The sequence below is a fragment of the Salinispora oceanensis genome, assembly GCF_000383575.1.
Taxonomy (GTDB): domain Bacteria; phylum Actinomycetota; class Actinomycetes; order Mycobacteriales; family Micromonosporaceae; genus Micromonospora; species Micromonospora oceanensis.
This window is the reverse complement of record NZ_KB911579.1, coordinates 634,414-653,402: the sequence shown is the minus strand read 5'-3', so window position 1 is coordinate 653,402 and position 18,989 is coordinate 634,414. Positions and strand designations below refer to the sequence as shown.

Here is an 18,989-nt window from a genome sequence, read left to right as displayed (position 1 = left end):
AAAAGACTGGCAACTACCTCAGTTTGGCGGGTAGCCCCCGATAGGCCGCGACGACGGGTACGTGGGACGACCACGACGCCGCACACAGCACGGCGCCGGCCCCACCGTGTGGCACTCCAGGTCTACGTCTCCAACCTGCGAAAGTAGCTAAAAATTCATCGCTTGCGCCGATCGTGGCGAACATAGTCACTCGCCCACCCGGATACATGGTCGAGGTCGATGAACGCGAGTTCGTTTCGCCGCAGTTCACCGAAGGACTGAATTCAGCCCGTCAGGCGGAGAAGGCCGGCGAACTGGAGGCCGCGTCGGATTTACTCGCCGAGATGCTCACTCTCTGGCGCGGTCCGGCCCTGTCTGACATCTGCGACGGCGGCCCGGCGCTGGAGGCCGAGGCGCGCCGGTTGGACGAGCTGTACATTGCCACGGTATGAGCGGCGGATGCGAATCGACCTCGAACTCGGCCGGGACGGTGACGTGATCAGTGAGCTCTACGCGCTCACGGCCGAATACCCTATGCACGAGAAACTGAGTGAGTCCTTGATTACGGCACTCCACAACCATGGTCGGCCGGCTGATGCGCTCCGGGCGTACAACAACATCCGCTCCGCGATGCTGGACCAACTCGGCATGGAACCGGGCACGGCGCTTCAAAAGTTGCAGCGCACCGTGCTGTGCCGTGAAGGTATCCGCGGCCGAGCGCTGGGCAACCGAAATGCGCCCGTTTCGTAGGACGGGTAAGGGTTCCTGTCGGGTGTTGAACGCTAGACAGTAAGGCCCGATCAAACCAGGATCAGCACGGCGAGTACCCCGATCACCGCGTTCGCGGTCACGTGCACAAGGTAGGTCATCAGGATGCCGCCGCTGCGCGCGCGGATCACGCCGAGGACGAACCCCCAGGACATCGCCATGACCATTCCTGCGACACCGGACGGAAAGCCTGCGGAATGCGCGACTCCGAACAACATGGCTTGCAGCACCACGGCGGCCCTGGTGCCCCAGACCGAGGCCAGTTCGGTGAGCAGCACCCCACGGAAGAGCATCTCTTCCCAGATCGGATTGACCAGCGCGAACGCCACGGTGCCGAGGATCGCGAGCCAGAGCGGCAGGCGTTGCAGCCCACTGAGATACTCGGCGGGCTCAGGCCGCACAATGAGCGCCCACACAACGAGGGCCACTCCGCCGAGGACCACGGTGACCAGCCCCAGCCAGAAGATCTCGGGCGTGATCGAGCCGCGTCTCAGCCAGGGGGCAGCCGCCCCCAGGGACGGGCGGCGACCAACGATCAGCAAGCACCCCAGCGGGAGGACACAGACCAGAGCCGTGGTGATGGCCGGGGGCCAGCCGAAGTGAATTCCCACCGCGAAACAGCCGAACAGCGTGCCGATGAACGCCGACGCGCGGATCGATGCCGGCGATCGCAAAATCAGCGCGCAGGCCACCACCACCACAGCGACCATGCCGACGACCGCCGTGCGCCAAGGCGACTCCGGTCGGACCGGAAAGACTGCGCACCCGCCCAGAGCGAGGATGCAGGCGCCGGCGAGCGTCGCCCGGTGGGAGGTGTTGCTCTTGGCGACGGGTTGGGGTGGCGCCGAACTGTCCAAGTCGGATTGCATCGCGGCTCCGATCACCTAGCTGCACGATAGTGGCATTCTGCAAGATTCACGAAAAGCCGCTGACCCCGAACTGCCGTAGGCATCAAGCCATCGAGTCGGCACAGGTCACGACCGACTGTCCGGCGAGCACCTTGTCATCGGAGCGGCGCGGCGTCTTCGACATCTAGGCCGCGGTACAGGTGGGCCATCGGGTCGTGCTGACCGGTGGTGCCGTGCATCGGCTGCCTCCCAGGGTGGGCGTGACCGGGCGGGGATCAGCCGTAGAGGCGTCCCAGCAGGGTGCCCTGGCCGGACTGGAGGATGTGGGCGGCCTCCAGCGGAATCCAGAAGCATTCGAAGTGCGTCGGCTCCTGCTCCCCGTCGTGGTCCTCCTGGCTCATCCACCGCTCCGATGTCGGCTCGGTCAGTTCCAGGTGGAAGACGTGGCGACGCTGGAGCTCGAACCGGTACGGGCTGATGTCGTACTCGGTCTCGCCGAGCTTCCGCACGACCTTGAAGTCCTTCAGGCCGGTCTCCTCACGGGCCTCGCGCAGGGCCGCCGCCTCCGGCGTCTCGCCCGGGCGGACGCTGCCGGCCGGAACCTGGATACCGACTTCCTCGTAGCTGTGATCGGTGTGCCGGAAGACCAGCAGCTTGCCGTCTCGTACGATGTAGCAGAGAACCTTTTCCTTGGTGACCCGCTCCGGCATGGAGAACCCCTCCTCATTCGTTGACCGACCCCGTTAGCACCGTGCCCGCCGACCTCTTCGCCGCCAAAGATGTCGCCGAGTGGCTCGACAGTCGCAAGCGAACCCCAGTCGACATGGTTACGACGGAGCCCGGTGAGGTGACGATCAGCGGGCAGTGCGGCAACCGGTCGCCGAGCGGCACCAGCAGGAAAATCCCGGCAGCGTAGCCGAACTGCACCGCGGCCACCACCACCGCAGCCAAGTCGGGGCTGACGTGCAGACCCGCGATGACCATTGGGCTGATTGTTTGTGGAAAGTAGACGGTCCCGACGGTGAGCCCGCAGGTGAGGGTGAGGAGTAACAGCAGCCGGCGGTGCACGGGCGCGCGGCCCGTCCGGGGTCCTCGGTCACGTCAGTCCACCGGTCCGCCGGCTACATAGATGACCTGGCCGGAGACGAACCCGGCCTCAGGGCTGACGAGGTATGACGCGGTGTGTCCGATGTCCTCGGGCTGGCCGACCCGGCCGACCGGGATCGTCTCCGCCACGATCCGCTGGTGCTCGTCGAAGCTACGGCCTCGCCGCTGCGCCCCGATCCTGGTGATGTCGCTCACCACGAAGCCTGGGGCGATGGCGTTGGCGGTCACGCCATGGCGTCCGAGCCGGAGAGCGAGCGACTTGGTGAAGCCGATCAGACCGGCCTTCGCGGCGGCGTAGTCGACGCGGCCGGAATCGCCGAGCGCGGAGATACTCGACATGTTGACGATTCGTCCCCAGCCGGCCGCCATCATGTATGGGGTAGCGGCGCGGGTGAGGAAGAACGCCCCTCGCAGACTCACCCCCGTGACCGCGTCCCACTGCTCGGTGCTCGTCTCCTCGACGCCAGCGTTGGGACCGCCGATGCCGGCGTTGTTGATCAGCACCGTGGGCGGTCCCAACTCGGCGGCGATCCGGGCGACCGCGGTGGCCACGGCCGTCTCGTCGTTGACGTCGGCAGCGAACGCCGCTGATGTTCCGCCGTCGTGGATGATGGTGTCCACGGTGCCGGCGCAGTCTTCCTCGCCAAGGTCGATCACTGATCTGGTGTGTCATGCCGGAGAGTCCACGGCACGGGGCGACGACCGTCAAACGGTGTAGCTTATCGCTTAATGATCATCTTCGCGCTCGGCGTTGAGGACCTCGCGGACACCCGCTTCGCGATATCGCCGATCAACGAAACCGTGCTCAGCCTGCGGGTACTGCGCGAGCCCGGCTTGTACGCGCTGCACCTTCCCTGGCGCAGGTCGGTGCTCGGCAGACTCGATCCGCCCGGCGCCGATCTGCTGATGTCCTTGGTCGGGCCGCATCGCGCCGTCCCGGACTTCCTCACCCCCCGACCCGCGAAGTTCGCCGCGACGTTCGAGGAAGAACTGGCCGCCGTCCGCGGGACACCACCAGATGTCGTTCGCCGCGACGTGGCGGCCGTGTACGTTCGTGGCCGGCTGCCGGACATCCTGCAGGAGATCGACGCAGCCGACGACGCGCCCGTGGTCCGGCTCCGCGACACCATCTGCTACCAGTTGCAGCGCTATTGGGAGGTCGCCGCAGGGACCACCATCGTTGGCATACCCCTGCCGCGGAGTAGCGACGCTGTGGGCACCAACACCAACACCGACCGCCGACGCGACTGCTCTCACGTCGCTCCTCGGCGCGCCCAGAGCGCGACTGCTCCACCTCCTTGCCGAGCCGCTGCCGACGGTCGAGATCGCTCGCCGGCTCACCGTGACACCCAGCGCCGTGTCACAACACCTACAGGTTCTCCACGCGACAGGCATGATCACTCGTGCCCGCGACGGGCGGCATGTGCTGTATCGGCGCAGCCCTCTTGGCGATCAGTTGGTCGATCAGTCGGCCGAGCGGTGACCTAAGTGGATCAAGCGCTGCCATGTGGCATGTCCAACCAGGTCATGCCCATTACCGGGAGACAATCAGCCCATTCACCCTCTGGTCGGTGCCCCTCGGTGGAGGGGGTCCGCTACCTCATTCGTAGTGGTAGCGGCACTGTGCTATCTGCACTGTGTCGTCCATGATCCGGTACACGAGGCGGTGTTCCTGGTCGATGCGCCTCGACCAGAATCCCGCCCAGTTTCCGCGGAGCTGCTCCGGTTTGCCGATGCCTTGGTGGCCGTTGCGTCGGATGTCCTCGATCAAGGCGTTCACTCGTTTGAGCATCTGGCGATCTCGCTGCCAGGTCAGATAATCTTCCCAGCCTCGGCCGGCGAACTGGACCTTCACGCCGCTGAGGCCTCGCCGGCACTGGCGTCGGGGTCGATCAGGTCGTGCGTCTCCCCACCGCCGTTGCGCAGCTCCTCGACGGCTTCGTTCAGACGGCGCGCGTTGGCGGGGCTGGCCATCAGGTAGGCCGTCTCCTTCAACGACTCGTACTCGCGCAGCGAGATGATGACCGCGGCCTCCCGGCCGGAGCGGGTGACCACCACTTCCTCGGCGTCGTCCACGACATGGTCGAGCATCTTGGCCAGGTTCTGGCGGACTTCTGAGTAGGGAACGGTGCGCATGCTGCTGCCTCCCACACGTTACGTACAATAAATTGTACAAGCTCGCCCGGGCTGCTCGTCAGCTGCTCCAACGTTTGGCCTTGAACTATCGATCAGGCTCAGGAGCGGCGCGGGCGTAGCGGGAGCGGATCACCAGCGATGGTGGCGGTGTGGCTGGGGCCGGGGTGGCGGCTTGATAGGCAAGTAGCTGCTTGCCTATTATTGGCGGGTGAGTGACGCTGGCGCAGACAAGGGCCACCCGGCTGAAGCGGGCGACGTCTTCAAGGCGTTGGCCGACCCGACCCGCCGAAAGATCCTCGACGAGCTGGCGGAGCGGGACGGCCAGACGTTGTTCGAGATCTGCTCACGACTGGCCATGAAGCACCAGCTCGGTTCGTCCCGTCAGGCGATCTCACAGCACCTGGAGGTGCTGATCAGGGCCGACCTGGTCGCCAGCCGCCGGGCGGGTCGTTACAAGTTTCACCACCTCAACACCGAGCCCTTAGAGCGCCTTACCGATCGATGGCGCAACCGCGAAGCGAAGGAGAGCTGATGCGCATCTACCTCACCAGCGTTCTGGTGCACGACCAGGAGGTGGCACTGCGGTTCTATACGCAGGTGCTGGGATTCGTGAAGAAGACGGAGGTTCCGCTCGGCGACTATCGCTGGCTCACGGTCGTCTCGCCGGAGGATCCGGGCGGCTGCGAGCTGCTGCTCGAACCGGAGGCCCACCCCGCGGCCACGCCGTGGAAGGAGGCGCTGGTCAACGATGGGATTCCGGCTGCCTCTTTCGCCGTTGAGGATGTCCGCGCAGAAGTCAAACGACTTCACGGCTTGGGGGTCCGGTTTACCCAGGAGCCCCTGCAGATGGGTGCGGTCACCACGGCGGTCCTCGACGACACCTGCGGCAATCTGATCCAGCTTGTACAGGCCACCTGAGCACGGCCGGTGGGTTGGGGAGGAGGGCGAGGGGTTCCGCCCTGCCGCCAACAGCGGCCGGGGCAGAACCCCTCGTGACGGTCAGGCGCTGGGCTAGCCCGCGCAGCCGGGAACGTTTACGCAGTTGTTGGGCCGGTTCTTGGTGACAACCGTGCCGGTGGCGGGGTTCAGGTCTACCACGCCAATTGCATTGTTGAAGATGCCCCCACCGTCGGTAGTGGCAATATTCTCAACCACCTGGCTATTGAAGAGGGTCAGGGCTCCGGTGAAGTTGTTGTAGATCCCGCCCCCCTGGTTGCCGGACTGGTTCCCGAATACCTTCGTGTTGCGCAGCACCAGTAAGTCGAAGTTGAAGATGCCGCCGCCATTAGCGACGGCGGTGTTGTTCTTGATGGTGCTGTCCTCGACCGTGACGACTGTGTCGGGGTTTACGTTCAGGCCGCCGGCTAGCGCCATCGTTGTTGTGTTGCTGGCGATGAGGACATTTCGGAAGGTGAGTTGCCCTTGGCTTACTGTAGCGCCACCTGCCGCACGGCCAGTGTTGCCAGCGATCTCGGTGTTCGTGATCGTGCCGCTTCCGTTGAACGCTTCCAGGCCGCCGCCGGCGGTTACGGACTGGTTAGCGTTTATTCGACTGTGGTCGACCAACAATGTTCCGTTGGTGCTCTGGATGCCGCCGCCGGAAGCGCCGCTGAGGTTCGCGGTGATGTCGGATTTGGTCACGGTGAGTAGGCCGGTGTTCCAGATGCCGCCGCCAGGAGTACCTGCGGTGTTTCGGTTGATGGTGGAGTGTGTGACGGTCGTGGTGCCGTTGTTGCCGATGCCGCCTCCTGCGGTGGCGGCGATGTTGCGGGTGATGGTGCTGTGTTTGGTGGTGAGGGTGCCACCGGGGTCAACGAGGATTCCGCCGCCGTCGCTGCCGGTCCGGCCGCCGGCGATGGTGAGGTGGTTGAGGGTGAGGTCGCCGCCGACGTTGACAGTGAGGATTCTGAACTGTTCGACGGCGGCGGCGCGTTTGATGGTGGTGTGTTTGTCGCCGTTGAGGGTGATGGGGGTGGTGATGGCGGGGAGGCCACTACCGTCGAGGTTGGCGGTGAGCAGGTAGGTGCACTTGCTGGCGAGGTCGAGCACCGCGCCGCCGTGGGCGTTGGCGAGGGTGATCGCGGCGATCAGGGCGTCGGCGTCGCAGGGCACGGGTGTGCCCGGCGGCTTCTTCTCCTTCTCGCCCTTGCCTGTGCCCCTGTCGTCGTGTTGGCCCTGGTAGCCGCCGCGGTTGTCGCTGTTGGGCGGGTGGGGGTTGCCGGTGTGGTTGTCGGTGGTGAGGGCACGTCCAATGGCGTCGGCGGCCGGAGTGGCGGCGATGCCGACGGTGGTGAGGGCGAGTCCGGTAACGCCGGCGAGGCCGACGGCCCACCAGCGCCGCGGTGACCTCGTCTCGTGTCCGCCGGGGCGGCCCGGTTCGGGCTCGTGGATGTGGTCCTGCTGGTTCATCGCGGTGCCGGTGTCCTTCCCCCGTGAGTGGCGAGGAGGCGCCAGCCCCGGGGCGGACCGGGTCGGTGTCGTCCTCGGCTACCGTGCGGGCGGTAGCAGCCACCCGCACGGTAAACCGACACAAACCCCGAATAATTATGAACCCGAAGAAGTTGCCCAAACCAGGCGAAAGTGCCCTATAAAGTAGTTCTCGTCATGATTAGGGTTAGGCGGCCTGGGTCAGGGCCTCGAACCGGTCGTCAGTGAGCTCCACCTCGGCGCTGGCGAGATTCTCCTCCAGATGCGCCATCGAAGAGGTGCCCGGAATCGGCAGCATGACCGGCGAGCGGCGCAGCAGCCACGCCAGGGCGAGCTGCACGGGCGTCGCGCCGTACTCGGCACTCATTGCTTGCAGCGGGCCGCCGGGGCGGGCGAGGTCACCGGTGGCGATCGGGTACCAGGGGATGAACCCGAGGTCGTTGCGCTCGCAGTACTCCAGCACCGGCTCGGCGTCCCGCTTGCTCACGTTGTAGAGGTTCTGCACGGTGGCGATCGGGGTGATCTGCCGTGCTGCCTCGATCTGCTCGACGGTCACCTCGGAGAGGCCGATGTGCCGGATTTTGCCCTCCTGCTGAAGCCGGACCAACTCGCCGAGCTGGTCCTCAAGGGGCACCTCTGGGTCGATGCGGTGCAGCTGGTACAGCGGAATGCAGTCCAGGTTGAGGTAGCGAAGGCTCATCTCGCACTGCTGCCGCAGGTACCTCGGGAGCCCCAGCGGCTTCCAGTCGTTCGGCCCGCCCCGGACCAGCCCCGCCTTGGTCGCGATGACCAGATTATCGGCGTACGGGTGTAGCGCCTCCTTGATCAGCATCTCGCAGACAAACGGCCCGTACGAGTCGGCGGTGTCGATGAACGTCACCCCGAGCTCGACGGCGCGGCGGAGTACCTGGACCGCTTTCGCCGGATCGTCCGGCATATCCCAAACTCCCGGGCCGGCGAGCTGCATGGATCCGTACCCGAGTCGGTCGACCGGGAGGTCGCCACCGATGCGGTAGGTACCGGAGGCCTTGACCGGCTGGTTGCTGGCGTGCGGTGACATGCGGGGGGTCCCCTCGTCTCGGCGGTGGGTGGCGGCAGACCTACCTGTCCGTTATACCCCTACTGGCGGGGGTCAATCGCACAGTACCCATCGTCGCCGATCATTGGCTGGTGTGGTCGGGGCCCGTCGGCCAGGTCGGCGTGCGGGTCCGATCGGGTGGGTGGGCCGGTCGCCTCATTCCGAAGCTGGTTGGGCCTTGGGCCGGGCGCGGAGGTGGGCACGCTCTCCCTGCTGGCCGAAGAGGCTGAGGATTTCGACCGGCTGGTCTTCGGCGACGCCGAACCAGTGCGGGACCCGGGTGTCGAACTCGGCTGCCTCGCCGGGTGCCAGCACGAGATCATGCTCGCCGAGCAGGAGTCGTAGGCGCCCGTTGAGGACATAGAGCCACTCGTACCCGTCGTGGGTTTTGGGGTCTGGCTCCCGCTTGCTGATCGGGATGACCAGCTTGAAGGCCTGGATGCCGCCGACTCGTCGGGTCAGCGGCAGCACGGTCATGCCGTGGCGGGTGACCGGGCGCAGGTGGATGCGGGGGTCGCCGGTGGGCGGTGCTCCGACGAGTGCGTCGAGGGTGACGCCGTGGGCGCGGGCGAGGGGGAGGAGCAACTCGAGGGTTGGCCGGCGGGTGCCCGATTCGAGCCGGGAGAGGGTGCTCACCGAAACGCCGGTCTCTGCCGAGAGGTCGGTCAGGGTGGTGCCGCGCTGGCGGCGCAGGGCGCGCAGTCGGGGGCCGACCGCGTCGAGAGCCTGGTTCAGGTCACCGTCCATGACCAGTAGTTTGCCACATCAGCAATAGGGTTTGCTGGTTTCGGTGGGCTGGGGGCACCGTGGCCGCGGGAGGTGGTCAAATGACCGATCAACTGAGGGAGAGCTACGACGTGGTGGTGGCCGGTGGCGGTGCCGCTGGCCTGAACGGGGCGGTGATGCTCGCCCGGTCGCGTCGATCGGTGGTGGTTCTCGACTCGGGCACCCCACGCAACGCCCCGGCCGAGGGCGTGCACGGGCTGTTGGGCCGCGAGGACATGCCGCCGGCCGAGCTCCTCCGGCGCGGCCGGGCCGAGGTACGCGGCTACGGTGGCCACGTCGTGACCGCTGAGATCGCGACCGCGGCTCGGGACGGTGCCGGCTTCGTCGTGACCGTGGCCGACGGCCGCTCGGTGCGGGCCCGTCGCCTGCTGGTCACCACGGGACTGGTCGACCTGCTACCGAGCATTCCCGGGCTACGCGAACGCTGGGGCCGAGACGTTCTCCACTGCCCGTACTGCCACGGCTGGGAGGTGCGGGACCAGGCCATCGGCGTGCTCGCCACCGGTCCGCGCTCGGTGCACCAGGCTCTGCTCTTCCGCCAGCTCAGCGCCGACATCAGCTACTTCACCCACATGTCCGCCGGGCCCGACGAGGAGCAGGCGGAGCAGCTTGAGGCCCGGGGCGTACGGGTGGTCACCGGCACGGTGGGGGCCCTGGAGATCGCCGACGACCGACTTGTCGGGGTACGGCTGGTTGACGGCACGGTCGTACCCCGGACCGCTTTGGGGGTCGGGCCGCGGATGGTGGCGCGGGCCGGGTTTCTGGCCGGACTCGGGCTACGGGCGGTCGAGCACCCGAGCGGGCTCGGCGAGCACATCCCCGCCGATCCGGCCGGGCGGACCGAGGTGGAGGGGGTCTGGGCGGCGGGCAACGTCACCGACCTGGCGGCCCAGGTGGGGGCCGCCGCAGCTGGCGGCGCTGTCGCCGGAGCCGCGATCAACGCTGACCTGATCGCTGCGGAGACCCGCCAGGCGGTCGCCGCCCTGCGGCACCCGTTCTCGGGCAGGTCCGAGGCGCGGGTCGCCGAGTTGGTGGCGGGCGAGCGTCGACACGGACTGTGACCGGCAACGGGTGCCACGGCGGTCGGGGAGGGGTCAAGCAGGTGCGCGACAGCCGGCTGATCGGCTAACGGACAGGACGCCGGGCGCCGCGTCGACGCACTGTTATAGCAGGTGAGAGGCGTGGATGGCGGGCCACATCCCGATCCTCGGGCCTGGCGGTGCCAGCAGCGTATCGGTCGGCACCGCCGCCACCGAGCCCGGCGCGAGCGTCGTCGCTGACGCGACCTGCGCCGTCGGCCCGCCCACCCACGCTTGGAAGGAGCCGACCAATGGCTGCTCCCACCGTGACCGTCGCCCTGAACGCGGCGGTCTACGCTCCCGGTGATGACATGAGAATGACCGTCACCTACAGCGACGCCGATACCCGGCCGGTGACCGTCACCGTGGTGGTCACCGACGTGCGCGGCCACAGCAGCGCCCCCGCGCAGGTCACCGCGGTTATCGACCCGCTCACCCTCACTGTCACCGATGACTCCGGTCGCGCCTGGACGAAGCTGTCGGACAACGGCGCTGTGGCCGACTACCGGGCGGTGGCGTGATGCCCCGGGTCACCGTCACGGTGCGCGACTCCGGCGGGCGCACCGCCACCACGACCGCCGACTACCAACTCAGCTCGCCCGTCCTGGGGGGCTACTACCTCTCCGGCAACGGAAATCCGGTGGCCGACCTGGCAGGCGGAAACATTCGATCGCTGACCCAGTACCGCAGCTTCGCCGACGGCTACCTCTTCCCGGGGTGGAACAAGCCCTGGTTGACGGAGCTCTGCAGGGCCGGGATGAAGATCAATATGGTGTTGGAGCTGAAGCACTACGGCGCCCCGCACGACCGGGAGCAGACGTTCCGGGTCAACGGCCGGACGTACACGGTTCCGGCTCCGGCGATGACCATCCAACAGCGGCCGGGTACGACCTGGCCCCGGGCATACGGGTACGACCAGGTGCTCTCCGGGCAGTGCGACGGGCTGTTCGCGCGAGCGCTGGCGCAGTATCAGGAGATGGGCGTTGGGATGAACCTCCAACTCGCCTCGGAGCTGGACACCGACCACGAGTTCGGTACCACTGAGGCAGGTAGCGCGTACACCTGGGTGGAGTCCGACGCCCGGGCGGTGGCGGCGTTGACATACATCGTTACCTGGTTCAAGGCCCGGGGCCTGCCCGCCGACACCACCTTCTCGGTGGGGACGGGCGGCTTCGACCGGGCCTGCTATCAGCGCACCCACCCAGAGGCGCTGATGGCGAAGCTCGACTTCCTGCAGTGGAATGTCTACGCCACCAGCGCCACGCACACCGCGCTGGCCCGGTTTCGCCGTACCAAGGACTGGGCGGTCGACGACCTCGGCCCGATCGCCCTCTCCCGCCCGGTCCTGATCGCGGAGTGGGGGGTCCGGTCGGCGGAGCTTCCCGATCAGGCGGCGTGGATCGGGACCGTGCCGGCCGCCGTCGCCGCGCTCAACGCGGAGCGGGGGCCACGGATCGTGCGGACGAACTACTTCAACTCCGGCTGGGGTCGGCTGGTGCCGAAGGACGTCGGCCTGGCCGCACTCAAGACGGCCTACACCACCCGGCCGTACGTCTGAGGGGCGCGGTCCGCGCCGCCGACTCGGGATGAGCCGGCCTGGTGCGCGGTGGCCCGGTCGGCGCCGGTCGGCCTGGTGCGCGGCGGCGGCCCGGGGTGCGGCACCGGAGTCGGCGCTGGCGGCGGTGTCGGGGTGGGCTGGGGGCCCGGCGTGGTCGGTGGCGCCGGAACATGGTGGCTGCTCATCAACCGGGAGTTCCCCGCCCGGTCGGCGGTAACCGTACCGGTCAGGAACCCGGCCGTCCGGCCAACTGCTCCCGCATGCTGCCGCGCTGCGCCGCCCGGCTGATGTCGCTGGGCGACACGATCCCGACCAGCCGCCCGTCCTTCACCACCAGCGCTCGCCCGTCGGCGCAGTCGGTGAGCCGGGGCAGGAGTTCGTTGAGTGACTCATCCGGAGCGGCGAGTACCAACTCGTCGGTGCGGCAGGCGACCTCGGCGAGGGTGGTGGTGGACCGCCGATCGGCCGGTACCCGCCGGATCCGGTCGAGGGTGATCAGCCCGACCGGTCGGTCGTCGGCGACCAGCGGCAGCGTCGAGTACCGGTAGGCGAAGAGGTAGTGCTCGATGAAGTCGGCCACGGTCATGTCGCCGGCGGCGGTCTGGGGCTCCGGGGTCATCACCTCGGCGATCCGGATACCGCTCAGGGCGCTGCCCATCTGGGCCTGCCGCTGCTCCATCGTCGCGGCGCCGATCAGGAACCAACCGATCAGGATCAGCCACAGGCCGCCGAACCCGCCGCCGGCGAACAACTGCCAGAACCCCAGGCCGATCAGGATCGCCCCGAGGACCCAGCCGGCCCGGGCGGCCACCACCGAAGCCTTGGTCCGGTCCCCGGTGGCCTTCCAGATCGCCGCCCGCAGCAGCCGCCCGCCGTCCAGCGGGGCGGCGGGCAGCACGTTGAAGACGGCTAGCAGCACGTTGATGCCGGCGAGCCAGGCCAGCGCGCCGAGCCACAGCCCGTCGTACCCGGTCATCGCCACTCCGGCCGCGATGGCGCCGAAGAAGACGCCGATCAGCAGGCTCACCAGCGGTCCGACCCCGGCGATGCGCAGCTCGGCGCCCGGGTTCGGCGCCTCGCCCTTCAGCTCGGCGACACCGCCGAAGAGCCACAGCGTGATGCCGCCGACCTCGAGCCCGTTGCGTTTGGCGACGACCGCGTGGGAGACCTCGTGGGCGAGCAGGCCGAGGAAGAAGACCACGGCGGCGGCGAGGCCGGCGAGCAGGTACGCGATCCCCGGCTGGTCCGGGTAGGTGCGGGGGAACTGGTTGGCGGAGAGCGCCCAGGCGATCACCAGGAAGATGACCAGGACACTCCAGTTGACCCCGACTGGTACGCCCACGATCCGGCCGAGCCGGAAGCTTGCCCTCATCTTCCGGTCATACCCCTGGACCCTGTCCCCATGCCAGCGGCGAAAGGCCACTGGCCGTCGCGAGATCGTACGGGGAGGGTTTGGCCCCACCCCCGACAGGCGGTGGGGCCAAACCCCTGGTGGCGCGGGCCGGTGGGAGGTCAGCCCGAGCAGCCCGGGACGTTGACGCAGTTGTTGGGCCGGTTCTTGACCACAACGGTGCCGGTGGCGGTATTCAGATTCACGGTGCCGCCCGCAATGTTGAGGATGCCCCCGCCGTCGGTGACGGCTGTGTTCTTGACGATTTTGGTGGCGAAGAGGCTGAGGATGGCGTTGTCGTTGTTGAAGACGCCGCCGCCGGTGTCGGCCTGATTTCCGGCGATGCGGGTGTTTCGGAGCACGACTGGTGCGGCGAGGTTGCGAATTCCACCGCCCCGTGGCGCCCGGTTGTTGGTGATTTCACTGTCCTCGATGGTTGCGGCGCTCCCGCCGAGAACGTTCTGAATTTCGAGGCCGCCAGCGCCATCGCCGGGGGCGTTGTTGTCCGTGAGCTTGACGCGTCGCAGGGTGAGTTGCCCCTCCTCGAAGATGCCGCCCCCCGAGTTCTCCGCGGTGTTGTGGCTGATGGTGGAGTCGGTAACAATGCTGATGGCATCGAAGTCGCCGACTCCTCCGCCGGCTAGTCCGGAATAGTTGTGGGTGATACTGCTGTGACTGATGCGTGTGGTCGCATTATTGATGCTGCCGACTCCCCCGCCGATCGCAAGTCCGGTGGCGGTGTTGTCGGTGATGGTGGAGTGGCCGATGGTGAGCAGGCCCGCCACATTCTGGAGGCCGCCGGCGCTGGCCCGTGCAGTGTTCCCGCTAACCGTGGAGTGCTTGACGGTGGTCGTGCCGAAGCTGGCCACCCCGCCGCCGTTGTTGCCGATATTCTTTTTGATCACGCTGTGGTTGATCGCGAGGGTGCTGCCGCTGTTGGCGAGGATCCCCCCACCGTCGTCGAACATTTCGGTTTCGCCGCCGGTGATGGTGACGTGGTTGAGGGTGAGGTCGCCGCCGGCCTCGACGATCAGAATGCGGAACGGGTCGGCGGCGGCGGCGCGTTCGATGGTGGTGTGTTTGCCGCCGTTGAGGGTGATGGGGGTGGTGACTGCGGGCAGGCCGGCGCCGCCGAGGTCGGCGGTGAGGAGATAGGTGCAGTCCTTGGCGAGGTCGAGGGCGGCGCCGCCGCGGGCATTGGCGAGGGTGATCGCGGCAATCAGCGCATCCGTGTCGCAGGAGACTGGTGTGCCGCCTCCGGGCTTGCCCTTGTCGGCACGGTCGCGCCCGTCGTTGGTCTTGCCGTGGTCGTGCCGGGCATCAGTCTTGCCGCTGCTGCGCTTGCTGTGGTCGTCGGCAGTGGTCCGGGCACGCACGGCGGCGTCGGCCGCTGGGGCGGCGACGCCGACGGTGGTGAGGGCGAGGCCGGTCACACCGGCCAGCCCGGCCGTCCACCAGCGCCGCCGTGACCTTGGCCGGTCCCTGTTGCAGCGGTCGGCTTCGAGTTCGTGGGTGTCCTGATGGTGCATCACGGTGTCGTGTCCTTCCCGTCAGCGACGAGAGCCGACGGACCGGGTGGCCTCCTCGGCGATCGAAGTGTTGGTGGCAGCCACCGCACGTTAGCCGCACGATCGCTAGAAAGAGACATGAATCTCGAAACTTACTCAAAGTGGACATCGGTCGTCGACTCGAAGACGGTCGGCCTCGGGGTTGGCGCGACGGGACCCTTGTACCGATATGAGGAATTTTGCGGTGAAAAGGCCTCATTATTCGGTTTCGTCAGCTTTAACTGTTTGTGCGGCTGGACGGCCGCCCTACCGCTTCACCAGGAGCGCGGACCGACCGACACGAAGGTAGATCACGATGCTGGACCATGCACGCCCAGCGGGAAGGCCCCGTCGGCGGCGCCTCACCCGGACCGCGACGACGCTGGGGGTGGCGACTCTCGCTGGCTTCGCGACCGTGGCCGCCACCGGATCCATGAGCCTCGCCCAGGCCCCAGGGGCGTTCGCCCGGGCTGCGCTCCTCGGGAGCGACGGCGGCAGCGCCCCCGGCAAGGGCGGCCCGGAGCAGCACCGAAGCGGCTCCGCAAACAGTGACCAGGGCGGTGACAAGAGCGCCGCCGGCAACCCGGGTTGGAAGCGGGATGCGCACGGTGACGGGAAGGACAAGGGCACCCCGGTGCCCTGCGACCCCAACGCGCTGATCGCCGCGATCACCGCGGCGAACCAGGCCGGCGGCGGCACGCTCCGCCTGGCCGAGAAGTGCACCTACACCCTCACCGTCAACCAGGACGACAACGGGCTACCCCAGGTCTTCCAACCCATCACGATCTATGGCCAGGGCGCCACCATCGTCCGGGCCGCCGCCGCCGACAACTTCCGCATCTTCGAGGTCGTCACCGGCGGCGACCTCACCCTCAAAGACCTCACCGTCGCTGGCGGACAGGTTATGGACCTCGACGGCGGCGGTATCACGGCTGGCGAAGGCACCCGACTGACCCTCGAACGGGTCACCGTCCGCGACAACATCGCCACCGGTGAGGCCAGCGAAGGTGGCGGAATCTACAGTGACCGGAGCAAGGTCACGATCACCAAGAGCACCATCACCCGCAACACCGTCGGCGGCGACGGCGGCGGCTTCTACAACGACAACGCTGCTGTCTCGATCAGCAAATCGAAGGTGACCCACAACACCGCTGGTGACGAAGGCGGCGGCTTGGTCAACGACGACGGAAACGCGACCGTGAGCCACGTCGTGATCAGCGACAACACCGCGGTCGACGGCGGCGGCGTGCACGGCGACGGCGACCTCACCGAGATCGTCCACAGCACCATCACCCGCAACACCGCCAGCGGCCTCGGCGGCGGCATCTACGACGACGGCGACGAATCCCTCCTGCTCCAGCACGTCAAGGTCACCGACAACACCGCCACCTCCGGCGGCGGGCTCTACCTCGTGGAGGACATCGGCGCCACCATTGAGGACAGTAAGATTGTTTACAACACCGCCACCAGCGGCGACGGCGGCGGCATCGCCATCGTCGGCGTGGAAGACGGCGACCCCGTGGTGGCCCTGCGCCGTACCACCGTCTCCGGCAACCAGGCCGGGGAAGCCGCCGGTGGCATCTTCTTCAACCCATTCAACGAGACCACCGTCCTCACCCTCACCGACGTCCGCGTCACCGACAACCTCGCCCAGAACGAACCCGGCGGCGTCTACAACGGCGGCGTGATCAACGTTTTCGGCAAGGTCATCATCATCAACAACCGACCCACCAACTGCGTCGGCAGCCCCAACCCCGTACCCACCTGCTTCGGCTGACCGATCCACCAGAGCTGACGCCCCCGGCAGTCGCCGGGGGCGTCAGGCGTGGCAGCGGCACCCGTGGGAAGCGGGTCGACACCCGTGGTCCCGCCAGCTACTGGGAGGTCGATCGCATCAGCAACAGCGACTTACCGACCGTGGCACGCATGGCCAGTGCGCGGTGAGCATCAGCGGCCTGTTCCAGCGGGTAGGTGGCGCCGATCACCGGCTGCATGCGTCCCCGCATGGTCCACTCCAAGGCCAGGCCCAACAGTTCGCGTACGGTCTGCCGGCCCGGCGGGCCGTCCAACAACGGTGCGAAGATCCGAATGCCGCGGCCCGCGGCCAATTCGGGGTCTGGGGTCGCGAGGCCGTCGGCGGTGCCGTAGGTGACGAGCCGTCCGCCGTCGGCGACCGCATCCAGGGTGGCCGTGCCGGTTGGGCCACCAGCCCCGTCGTAAACCAGCGCGACACCGCCGCCTGTTGCTTCCCGCACCCGATCGATCCAGTCCGGTCCGGTGTAGTCGACAGCGATCTCCGCGCCCAGTTGGCGGGCCAGCGCCAGCTTGGCCTCGGTGGAAGCGGCGGCTACCACCCGCGCTCCGGCGTGGACGGCTAGTTGCACCAGCAGTGAGCCGGCTCCACCAGCGGCAGCGGAGACCAGTACCCACTCTCTCTTTCGCGGTGTGCCCAGTTGGTCCAGGCGGAGCGCGGTCACGCCGTCGTGCACCAGCGCCGCGGCCGCCTCGATGGCCAGGCCGTCGGGAACTGGCAGGATCTCCTCGACGTGCGCGGCGACTCGTTCGGCGTAGCCGGTGCTGGTCTGTACGACCACCCGCCGGCCAATCCATGCCGGGTCCACCCCGTCGCCGGTCTGCACGACTACGCCTGCCCCGCCGCCACCCGGCACATAGGGCAACGTGCGGGGGAAGAAGTCCTGTCCCCAGCCGCTGCGCAGCAGGGTGTCGAGGAAGATGACATCCGCCGCGGCCAGGGCGACGACAACCTGGCCGGGACCGGGCTTCGGGTCGGGCAGTTCCGCAGGCGACAGCACCTCTGGACCGCCGAATGCGGCTACCTGGATTGCGCGCATGTGTAAGTAGCACCCCTTTGGGACAGACAGCATCCCGACCAGGGTTCAACCTAAATCTCGGTTGAGGTCAAGCCCGCCGCTGCCGGCTCTGGCCCGACCACGCCGGGGCCTCTGCCCGGCGTGGTCGGCGGCGGTGATCCCGGCGGCCTCAGCGCGGGGTGAGCCGGTCGGTGCCGAGGCGGTCCCGCAGCACCTCCGGCACCAGGACGCTCCCGTCCGGCTGCTGGAACTGCTCCAGGATCGCCGGGAAGAGGCGGCTGGTGGCCAGCGCCGAGCCGTTCAGCGTGTGCACGAAGCGGGTCTGCTTGCCGCCCGGCTCGCGGTAGCGGATCGCCGCCCGCAGGGCCTGGTAGTCACCGCCCCAGGAGACCGACGAGACCTCCTTGTATTTTCCGGTGCTCGGCATCCAGACCTCGATGTCGAGGGTCTTGCGCATCGCGGCGCTCGAGTCGCCGGCCGCGAGCAGGCTGCGCTGGTAGTGCAGGCCCAACCGCTCCACCAGGCCCTCGGCGTGGGTGACCATCGCCTCCAGCGCCGCGTCGGCCTGCTCCGGCAGGACGAATTGGAAGATCTCCACCTTGTTGAACTGGTGACCGCGCACGGTGCCGCGCTCGTCCGAGTGCGACCCGGCCGCCTCCCGGCGGTAGCACGGGGTGTACGCGAACACCTTCAGCGGCAGCTTCGTGGCGTCCAGGATCTCGTTCTGGTACGCCCCGAGGATCGCCGTCTCGGCGGTCGGCAGCAGGAACTGACCGCGGGGGGCGGACTGCCGGCCCAGGTGGTAGACGTCGTCGTAGAACTTGGGGAACTGCCCGGCGGCGAAGCCGGCGGTCTCCAGCAGCAGGTGCGGTGGGAGTAGGAACTCGTAGCCGGCCGCGATGTTCTGGTCGATCAGCCAGTTGACCAGCGCCCACTCCAGGCGGGCGCCCAGGCCGGTGTACATCCAGAAGCCGGAGCCGCCGAGCTTCACGCCCCGCTCGTGGTCAACCAGGCCCAACAGCCGGCTCAGCTCGACGTGGTCGCGCACCTTCTCGATCGCCGGTGGCTCGCCGAAGGTCTTCACCACCCGGTTGGCCTCCTTGCCGCCGGGCACCACGTCCGCGGCGGGCAGGTTCGGCAGCTCGCTCATCCGCGCCCGGAGCTGCTCCTGCACCTCGCCCAGCTCGGTCTCCAACTCGGCGAGTTGCCGACGACCGGCCTCGGCCACCGTCGGCTCCGGCTCGCGGCCGGCCCGCTTGGCCTCCGCGTACGCCCGGGCTTCCGCCTTGCGGCGCTGCCGCTCGCCGTCGATCTCGGAGATCAGACTGCGCCGCTGCTGGTCAAGCTGCGACAGCTCGTCCAGCGCCTGGCTCACCTCCGCCGGGTCCAGTCGCTTGGCCAGCGCGGACGCCACCGCGTCGCGATCTTTCCGGATCAACTCCATGTCGAGCATGC

At 68.0% G+C, this 18,989-nt stretch carries 23 protein-coding genes; 9 read left to right on the top strand and 14 right to left on the bottom strand.

The window, feature by feature from the left end:
* Positions 1-206 precede the first annotated feature (206 nt).
* Both SALPAC4_RS28790 and SALPAC4_RS0102750 read left to right on the top strand, forming a co-directional pair.
* Complete coding sequence (locus SALPAC4_RS28790) at positions 207-431, top strand: BTAD domain-containing putative transcriptional regulator (RefSeq protein WP_019869072.1); 225 nt, start codon at positions 207-209, stop codon at positions 429-431.
* A 7-nt stretch (positions 432-438) separates the two neighbouring features.
* Positions 439-729, top strand: coding sequence for a BTAD domain-containing putative transcriptional regulator (locus tag SALPAC4_RS0102750; RefSeq protein WP_019869071.1), 291 nt, complete (start codon positions 439-441; stop codon positions 727-729).
* A gap of 50 nt (positions 730-779) precedes the next feature.
* Here the strand turns inward: SALPAC4_RS0102750 and SALPAC4_RS0102745 are convergent, their stop codons facing one another.
* The 5 genes from SALPAC4_RS0102745 to SALPAC4_RS28200 all read right to left on the bottom strand — a co-directional run bounded on the left by SALPAC4_RS0102745 (position 780) and on the right by SALPAC4_RS28200 (position 3,959).
* A complete protein-coding gene (locus tag SALPAC4_RS0102745; RefSeq protein WP_019869070.1) occupies positions 780-1,457 on the bottom strand; it encodes a CPBP family intramembrane glutamic endopeptidase in 678 nt (225 codons plus the stop codon).
* A 413-nt stretch (positions 1,458-1,870) separates the two neighbouring features.
* Positions 1,871-2,305: an NUDIX hydrolase gene (locus SALPAC4_RS0102735; RefSeq protein ID WP_019869068.1), complete on the bottom strand. Its 435-nt coding sequence runs from the start codon at positions 2,303-2,305 to the stop codon at positions 1,871-1,873.
* Between the two features lie 13 nt (positions 2,306-2,318).
* Positions 2,319-2,663: a hypothetical protein gene (locus SALPAC4_RS0102730; RefSeq protein ID WP_019869067.1), complete on the bottom strand. Its 345-nt coding sequence runs from the start codon at positions 2,661-2,663 to the stop codon at positions 2,319-2,321.
* 33 nt (positions 2,664-2,696) lie between these two features.
* Entirely contained in the window at positions 2,697-3,359 is a 663-nt protein-coding gene (locus SALPAC4_RS0102725) for an SDR family NAD(P)-dependent oxidoreductase (protein WP_019869066.1), read from the bottom strand.
* Between the two features lie 69 nt (positions 3,360-3,428).
* Positions 3,429-3,959 (bottom strand): hypothetical protein, encoded by a 531-nt coding sequence (locus SALPAC4_RS28200; RefSeq protein ID WP_020113442.1) that lies wholly within the window; start codon positions 3,957-3,959, stop codon positions 3,429-3,431.
* Between SALPAC4_RS28200 and SALPAC4_RS28195 the strand changes: the two genes are divergently transcribed.
* On the top strand, positions 3,883-4,185 hold the full coding sequence (locus SALPAC4_RS28195) for an ArsR/SmtB family transcription factor (protein WP_223874683.1): 303 nt from the start codon (positions 3,883-3,885) through the stop codon (positions 4,183-4,185). The genes SALPAC4_RS28200 and SALPAC4_RS28195 overlap by 77 nt on opposite strands.
* 117 nt (positions 4,186-4,302) lie before the next feature.
* Here SALPAC4_RS28195 and SALPAC4_RS0102715 read toward each other — a convergent pair whose 3' ends face one another.
* Together SALPAC4_RS0102715 and SALPAC4_RS0102710 are read right to left on the bottom strand one after the other, a co-directional pair.
* Positions 4,303-4,557, bottom strand: coding sequence for a Txe/YoeB family addiction module toxin (locus tag SALPAC4_RS0102715; protein WP_018216555.1), 255 nt, complete (start codon positions 4,555-4,557; stop codon positions 4,303-4,305).
* On the bottom strand, positions 4,554-4,838 hold the full coding sequence (locus tag SALPAC4_RS0102710) for a type II toxin-antitoxin system Phd/YefM family antitoxin (RefSeq protein ID WP_019869065.1): 285 nt from the start codon (positions 4,836-4,838) through the stop codon (positions 4,554-4,556). The genes SALPAC4_RS0102715 and SALPAC4_RS0102710 overlap by 4 nt, the downstream gene beginning before the upstream one ends.
* 208 nt (positions 4,839-5,046) lie before the next feature.
* Here SALPAC4_RS0102710 and SALPAC4_RS0102705 point away from each other — a divergent pair, with 208 nt between their 5' ends.
* A complete protein-coding gene (locus SALPAC4_RS0102705) occupies positions 5,047-5,370 on the top strand; it encodes an ArsR/SmtB family transcription factor (RefSeq protein WP_019869064.1) in 324 nt (107 codons plus the stop codon).
* Positions 5,370-5,756 (top strand): VOC family protein, encoded by a 387-nt coding sequence (locus tag SALPAC4_RS0102700; protein ID WP_019869063.1) that lies wholly within the window; start codon positions 5,370-5,372, stop codon positions 5,754-5,756. Before SALPAC4_RS0102705 ends, SALPAC4_RS0102700 begins: the two co-directional genes overlap by 1 nt.
* Positions 5,757-5,849: 93 nt before the next feature.
* Here the strand turns inward: SALPAC4_RS0102700 and SALPAC4_RS0102695 are convergent, their stop codons facing one another.
* The 3 genes from SALPAC4_RS0102695 to SALPAC4_RS0102685 form a co-directional block, all read right to left on the bottom strand.
* Positions 5,850-7,247 carry a hypothetical protein gene (locus SALPAC4_RS0102695; protein WP_019869062.1) on the bottom strand — a complete coding sequence of 466 codons (1,398 nt, stop codon included), beginning with the start codon at positions 7,245-7,247 and terminating at the stop codon, positions 5,850-5,852.
* A gap of 205 nt (positions 7,248-7,452) precedes the next feature.
* Entirely contained in the window at positions 7,453-8,325 is an 873-nt protein-coding gene (locus SALPAC4_RS0102690; protein WP_019869061.1) for an aldo/keto reductase, read from the bottom strand.
* Positions 8,326-8,499: 174 nt separating this feature from the next.
* A complete protein-coding gene (locus SALPAC4_RS0102685; protein ID WP_019869060.1) occupies positions 8,500-9,090 on the bottom strand; it encodes a helix-turn-helix domain-containing protein in 591 nt (196 codons plus the stop codon).
* Between the two features lie 80 nt (positions 9,091-9,170).
* On the opposite strand from SALPAC4_RS0102685, the gene SALPAC4_RS0102680 reads away from it, so the two are divergent.
* From SALPAC4_RS0102680 to SALPAC4_RS0102670, 3 genes are all read left to right on the top strand, one after another.
* Positions 9,171-10,190, top strand: a complete 1,020-nt coding sequence (locus SALPAC4_RS0102680; protein WP_019869059.1) for an NAD(P)/FAD-dependent oxidoreductase — start codon at positions 9,171-9,173, stop codon at positions 10,188-10,190.
* A 269-nt stretch (positions 10,191-10,459) separates the two neighbouring features.
* Entirely contained in the window at positions 10,460-10,729 is a 270-nt protein-coding gene (locus tag SALPAC4_RS0102675) for a hypothetical protein (RefSeq protein WP_019869058.1), read from the top strand.
* Positions 10,729-11,766: a hypothetical protein gene (locus SALPAC4_RS0102670; protein ID WP_019869057.1), complete on the top strand. Its 1,038-nt coding sequence runs from the start codon at positions 10,729-10,731 to the stop codon at positions 11,764-11,766. The genes SALPAC4_RS0102675 and SALPAC4_RS0102670 overlap by 1 nt, the downstream gene beginning before the upstream one ends.
* Positions 11,767-11,992: 226 nt before the next feature.
* On the opposite strand, the gene SALPAC4_RS0102665 is transcribed toward SALPAC4_RS0102670, so the two are convergent.
* Both SALPAC4_RS0102665 and SALPAC4_RS0102660 read right to left on the bottom strand, forming a co-directional pair.
* Positions 11,993-13,138, bottom strand: coding sequence for a site-2 protease family protein (locus tag SALPAC4_RS0102665; protein WP_019869056.1), 1,146 nt, complete (start codon positions 13,136-13,138; stop codon positions 11,993-11,995).
* Between the two features lie 140 nt (positions 13,139-13,278).
* The gene (locus SALPAC4_RS0102660) at positions 13,279-14,685 is read right to left on the bottom strand and encodes a hypothetical protein (protein WP_019869055.1); all 1,407 of its coding nucleotides are present in this window, start codon (positions 14,683-14,685) and stop codon (positions 13,279-13,281) included.
* A 406-nt stretch (positions 14,686-15,091) separates the two neighbouring features.
* Between SALPAC4_RS0102660 and SALPAC4_RS0102655 the strand changes: the two genes are divergently transcribed.
* The gene (locus tag SALPAC4_RS0102655) at positions 15,092-16,480 is read left to right on the top strand and encodes a right-handed parallel beta-helix repeat-containing protein (protein WP_019869054.1); all 1,389 of its coding nucleotides are present in this window, start codon (positions 15,092-15,094) and stop codon (positions 16,478-16,480) included.
* Positions 16,481-16,577: 97 nt separating this feature from the next.
* On the opposite strand, the gene SALPAC4_RS0102650 is transcribed toward SALPAC4_RS0102655, so the two are convergent.
* Positions 16,578-17,555, bottom strand: coding sequence for a zinc-binding dehydrogenase (locus SALPAC4_RS0102650; protein ID WP_019869053.1), 978 nt, complete (start codon positions 17,553-17,555; stop codon positions 16,578-16,580).
* Between the two features lie 148 nt (positions 17,556-17,703).
* Positions 17,704-18,987 (bottom strand): serine--tRNA ligase, encoded by a 1,284-nt coding sequence (serS, locus tag SALPAC4_RS0102645; RefSeq protein WP_019869052.1) that lies wholly within the window; start codon positions 18,985-18,987, stop codon positions 17,704-17,706.
* Between the last annotated feature and the right edge of the window lie 2 nt (positions 18,988-18,989).

Excerpts from the sequence above, each read along its gene's own strand:
- SALPAC4_RS28790 (WP_019869072.1), top strand. The coding sequence starts at position 207 with ATGGTCGAGGTCGATGAACGCGAGTTCGTTTCGCCGCAGTTCACCGAA.
- SALPAC4_RS0102750 (WP_019869071.1), top strand. The coding sequence starts at position 439 with ATGCGAATCGACCTCGAACTCGGCCGGGACGGTGACGTGATCAGTGAG.
- SALPAC4_RS0102745 (WP_019869070.1), bottom strand. The coding sequence starts at position 1,457 with ATGGTCGCTGTGGTGGTGGTGGCCTGCGCGCTGATTTTGCGATCGCCG.
- SALPAC4_RS0102735 (WP_019869068.1), bottom strand. The coding sequence starts at position 2,305 with ATGCCGGAGCGGGTCACCAAGGAAAAGGTTCTCTGCTACATCGTACGA.
- SALPAC4_RS0102710 (WP_019869065.1), bottom strand. The coding sequence starts at position 4,838 with ATGCGCACCGTTCCCTACTCAGAAGTCCGCCAGAACCTGGCCAAGATG.
- SALPAC4_RS0102700 (WP_019869063.1), top strand. The coding sequence starts at position 5,370 with ATGCGCATCTACCTCACCAGCGTTCTGGTGCACGACCAGGAGGTGGCA.
- SALPAC4_RS0102695 (WP_019869062.1), bottom strand. The coding sequence starts at position 7,247 with ATGAACCAGCAGGACCACATCCACGAGCCCGAACCGGGCCGCCCCGGC.
- SALPAC4_RS0102690 (WP_019869061.1), bottom strand. The coding sequence starts at position 8,325 with ATGTCACCGCACGCCAGCAACCAGCCGGTCAAGGCCTCCGGTACCTAC.
- SALPAC4_RS0102685 (WP_019869060.1), bottom strand. The coding sequence starts at position 9,090 with ATGGACGGTGACCTGAACCAGGCTCTCGACGCGGTCGGCCCCCGACTG.
- SALPAC4_RS0102680 (WP_019869059.1), top strand. The coding sequence starts at position 9,171 with ATGACCGATCAACTGAGGGAGAGCTACGACGTGGTGGTGGCCGGTGGC.
- SALPAC4_RS0102675 (WP_019869058.1), top strand. The coding sequence starts at position 10,460 with ATGGCTGCTCCCACCGTGACCGTCGCCCTGAACGCGGCGGTCTACGCT.
- SALPAC4_RS0102670 (WP_019869057.1), top strand. The coding sequence starts at position 10,729 with ATGCCCCGGGTCACCGTCACGGTGCGCGACTCCGGCGGGCGCACCGCC.
- SALPAC4_RS0102665 (WP_019869056.1), bottom strand. The coding sequence starts at position 13,138 with ATGAGGGCAAGCTTCCGGCTCGGCCGGATCGTGGGCGTACCAGTCGGG.
- SALPAC4_RS0102660 (WP_019869055.1), bottom strand. The coding sequence starts at position 14,685 with ATGCACCATCAGGACACCCACGAACTCGAAGCCGACCGCTGCAACAGG.
- SALPAC4_RS0102650 (WP_019869053.1), bottom strand. The coding sequence starts at position 17,555 with ATGCGCGCAATCCAGGTAGCCGCATTCGGCGGTCCAGAGGTGCTGTCG.
- serS (WP_019869052.1), bottom strand. The coding sequence starts at position 18,987 with ATGCTCGACATGGAGTTGATCCGGAAAGATCGCGACGCGGTGGCGTCC.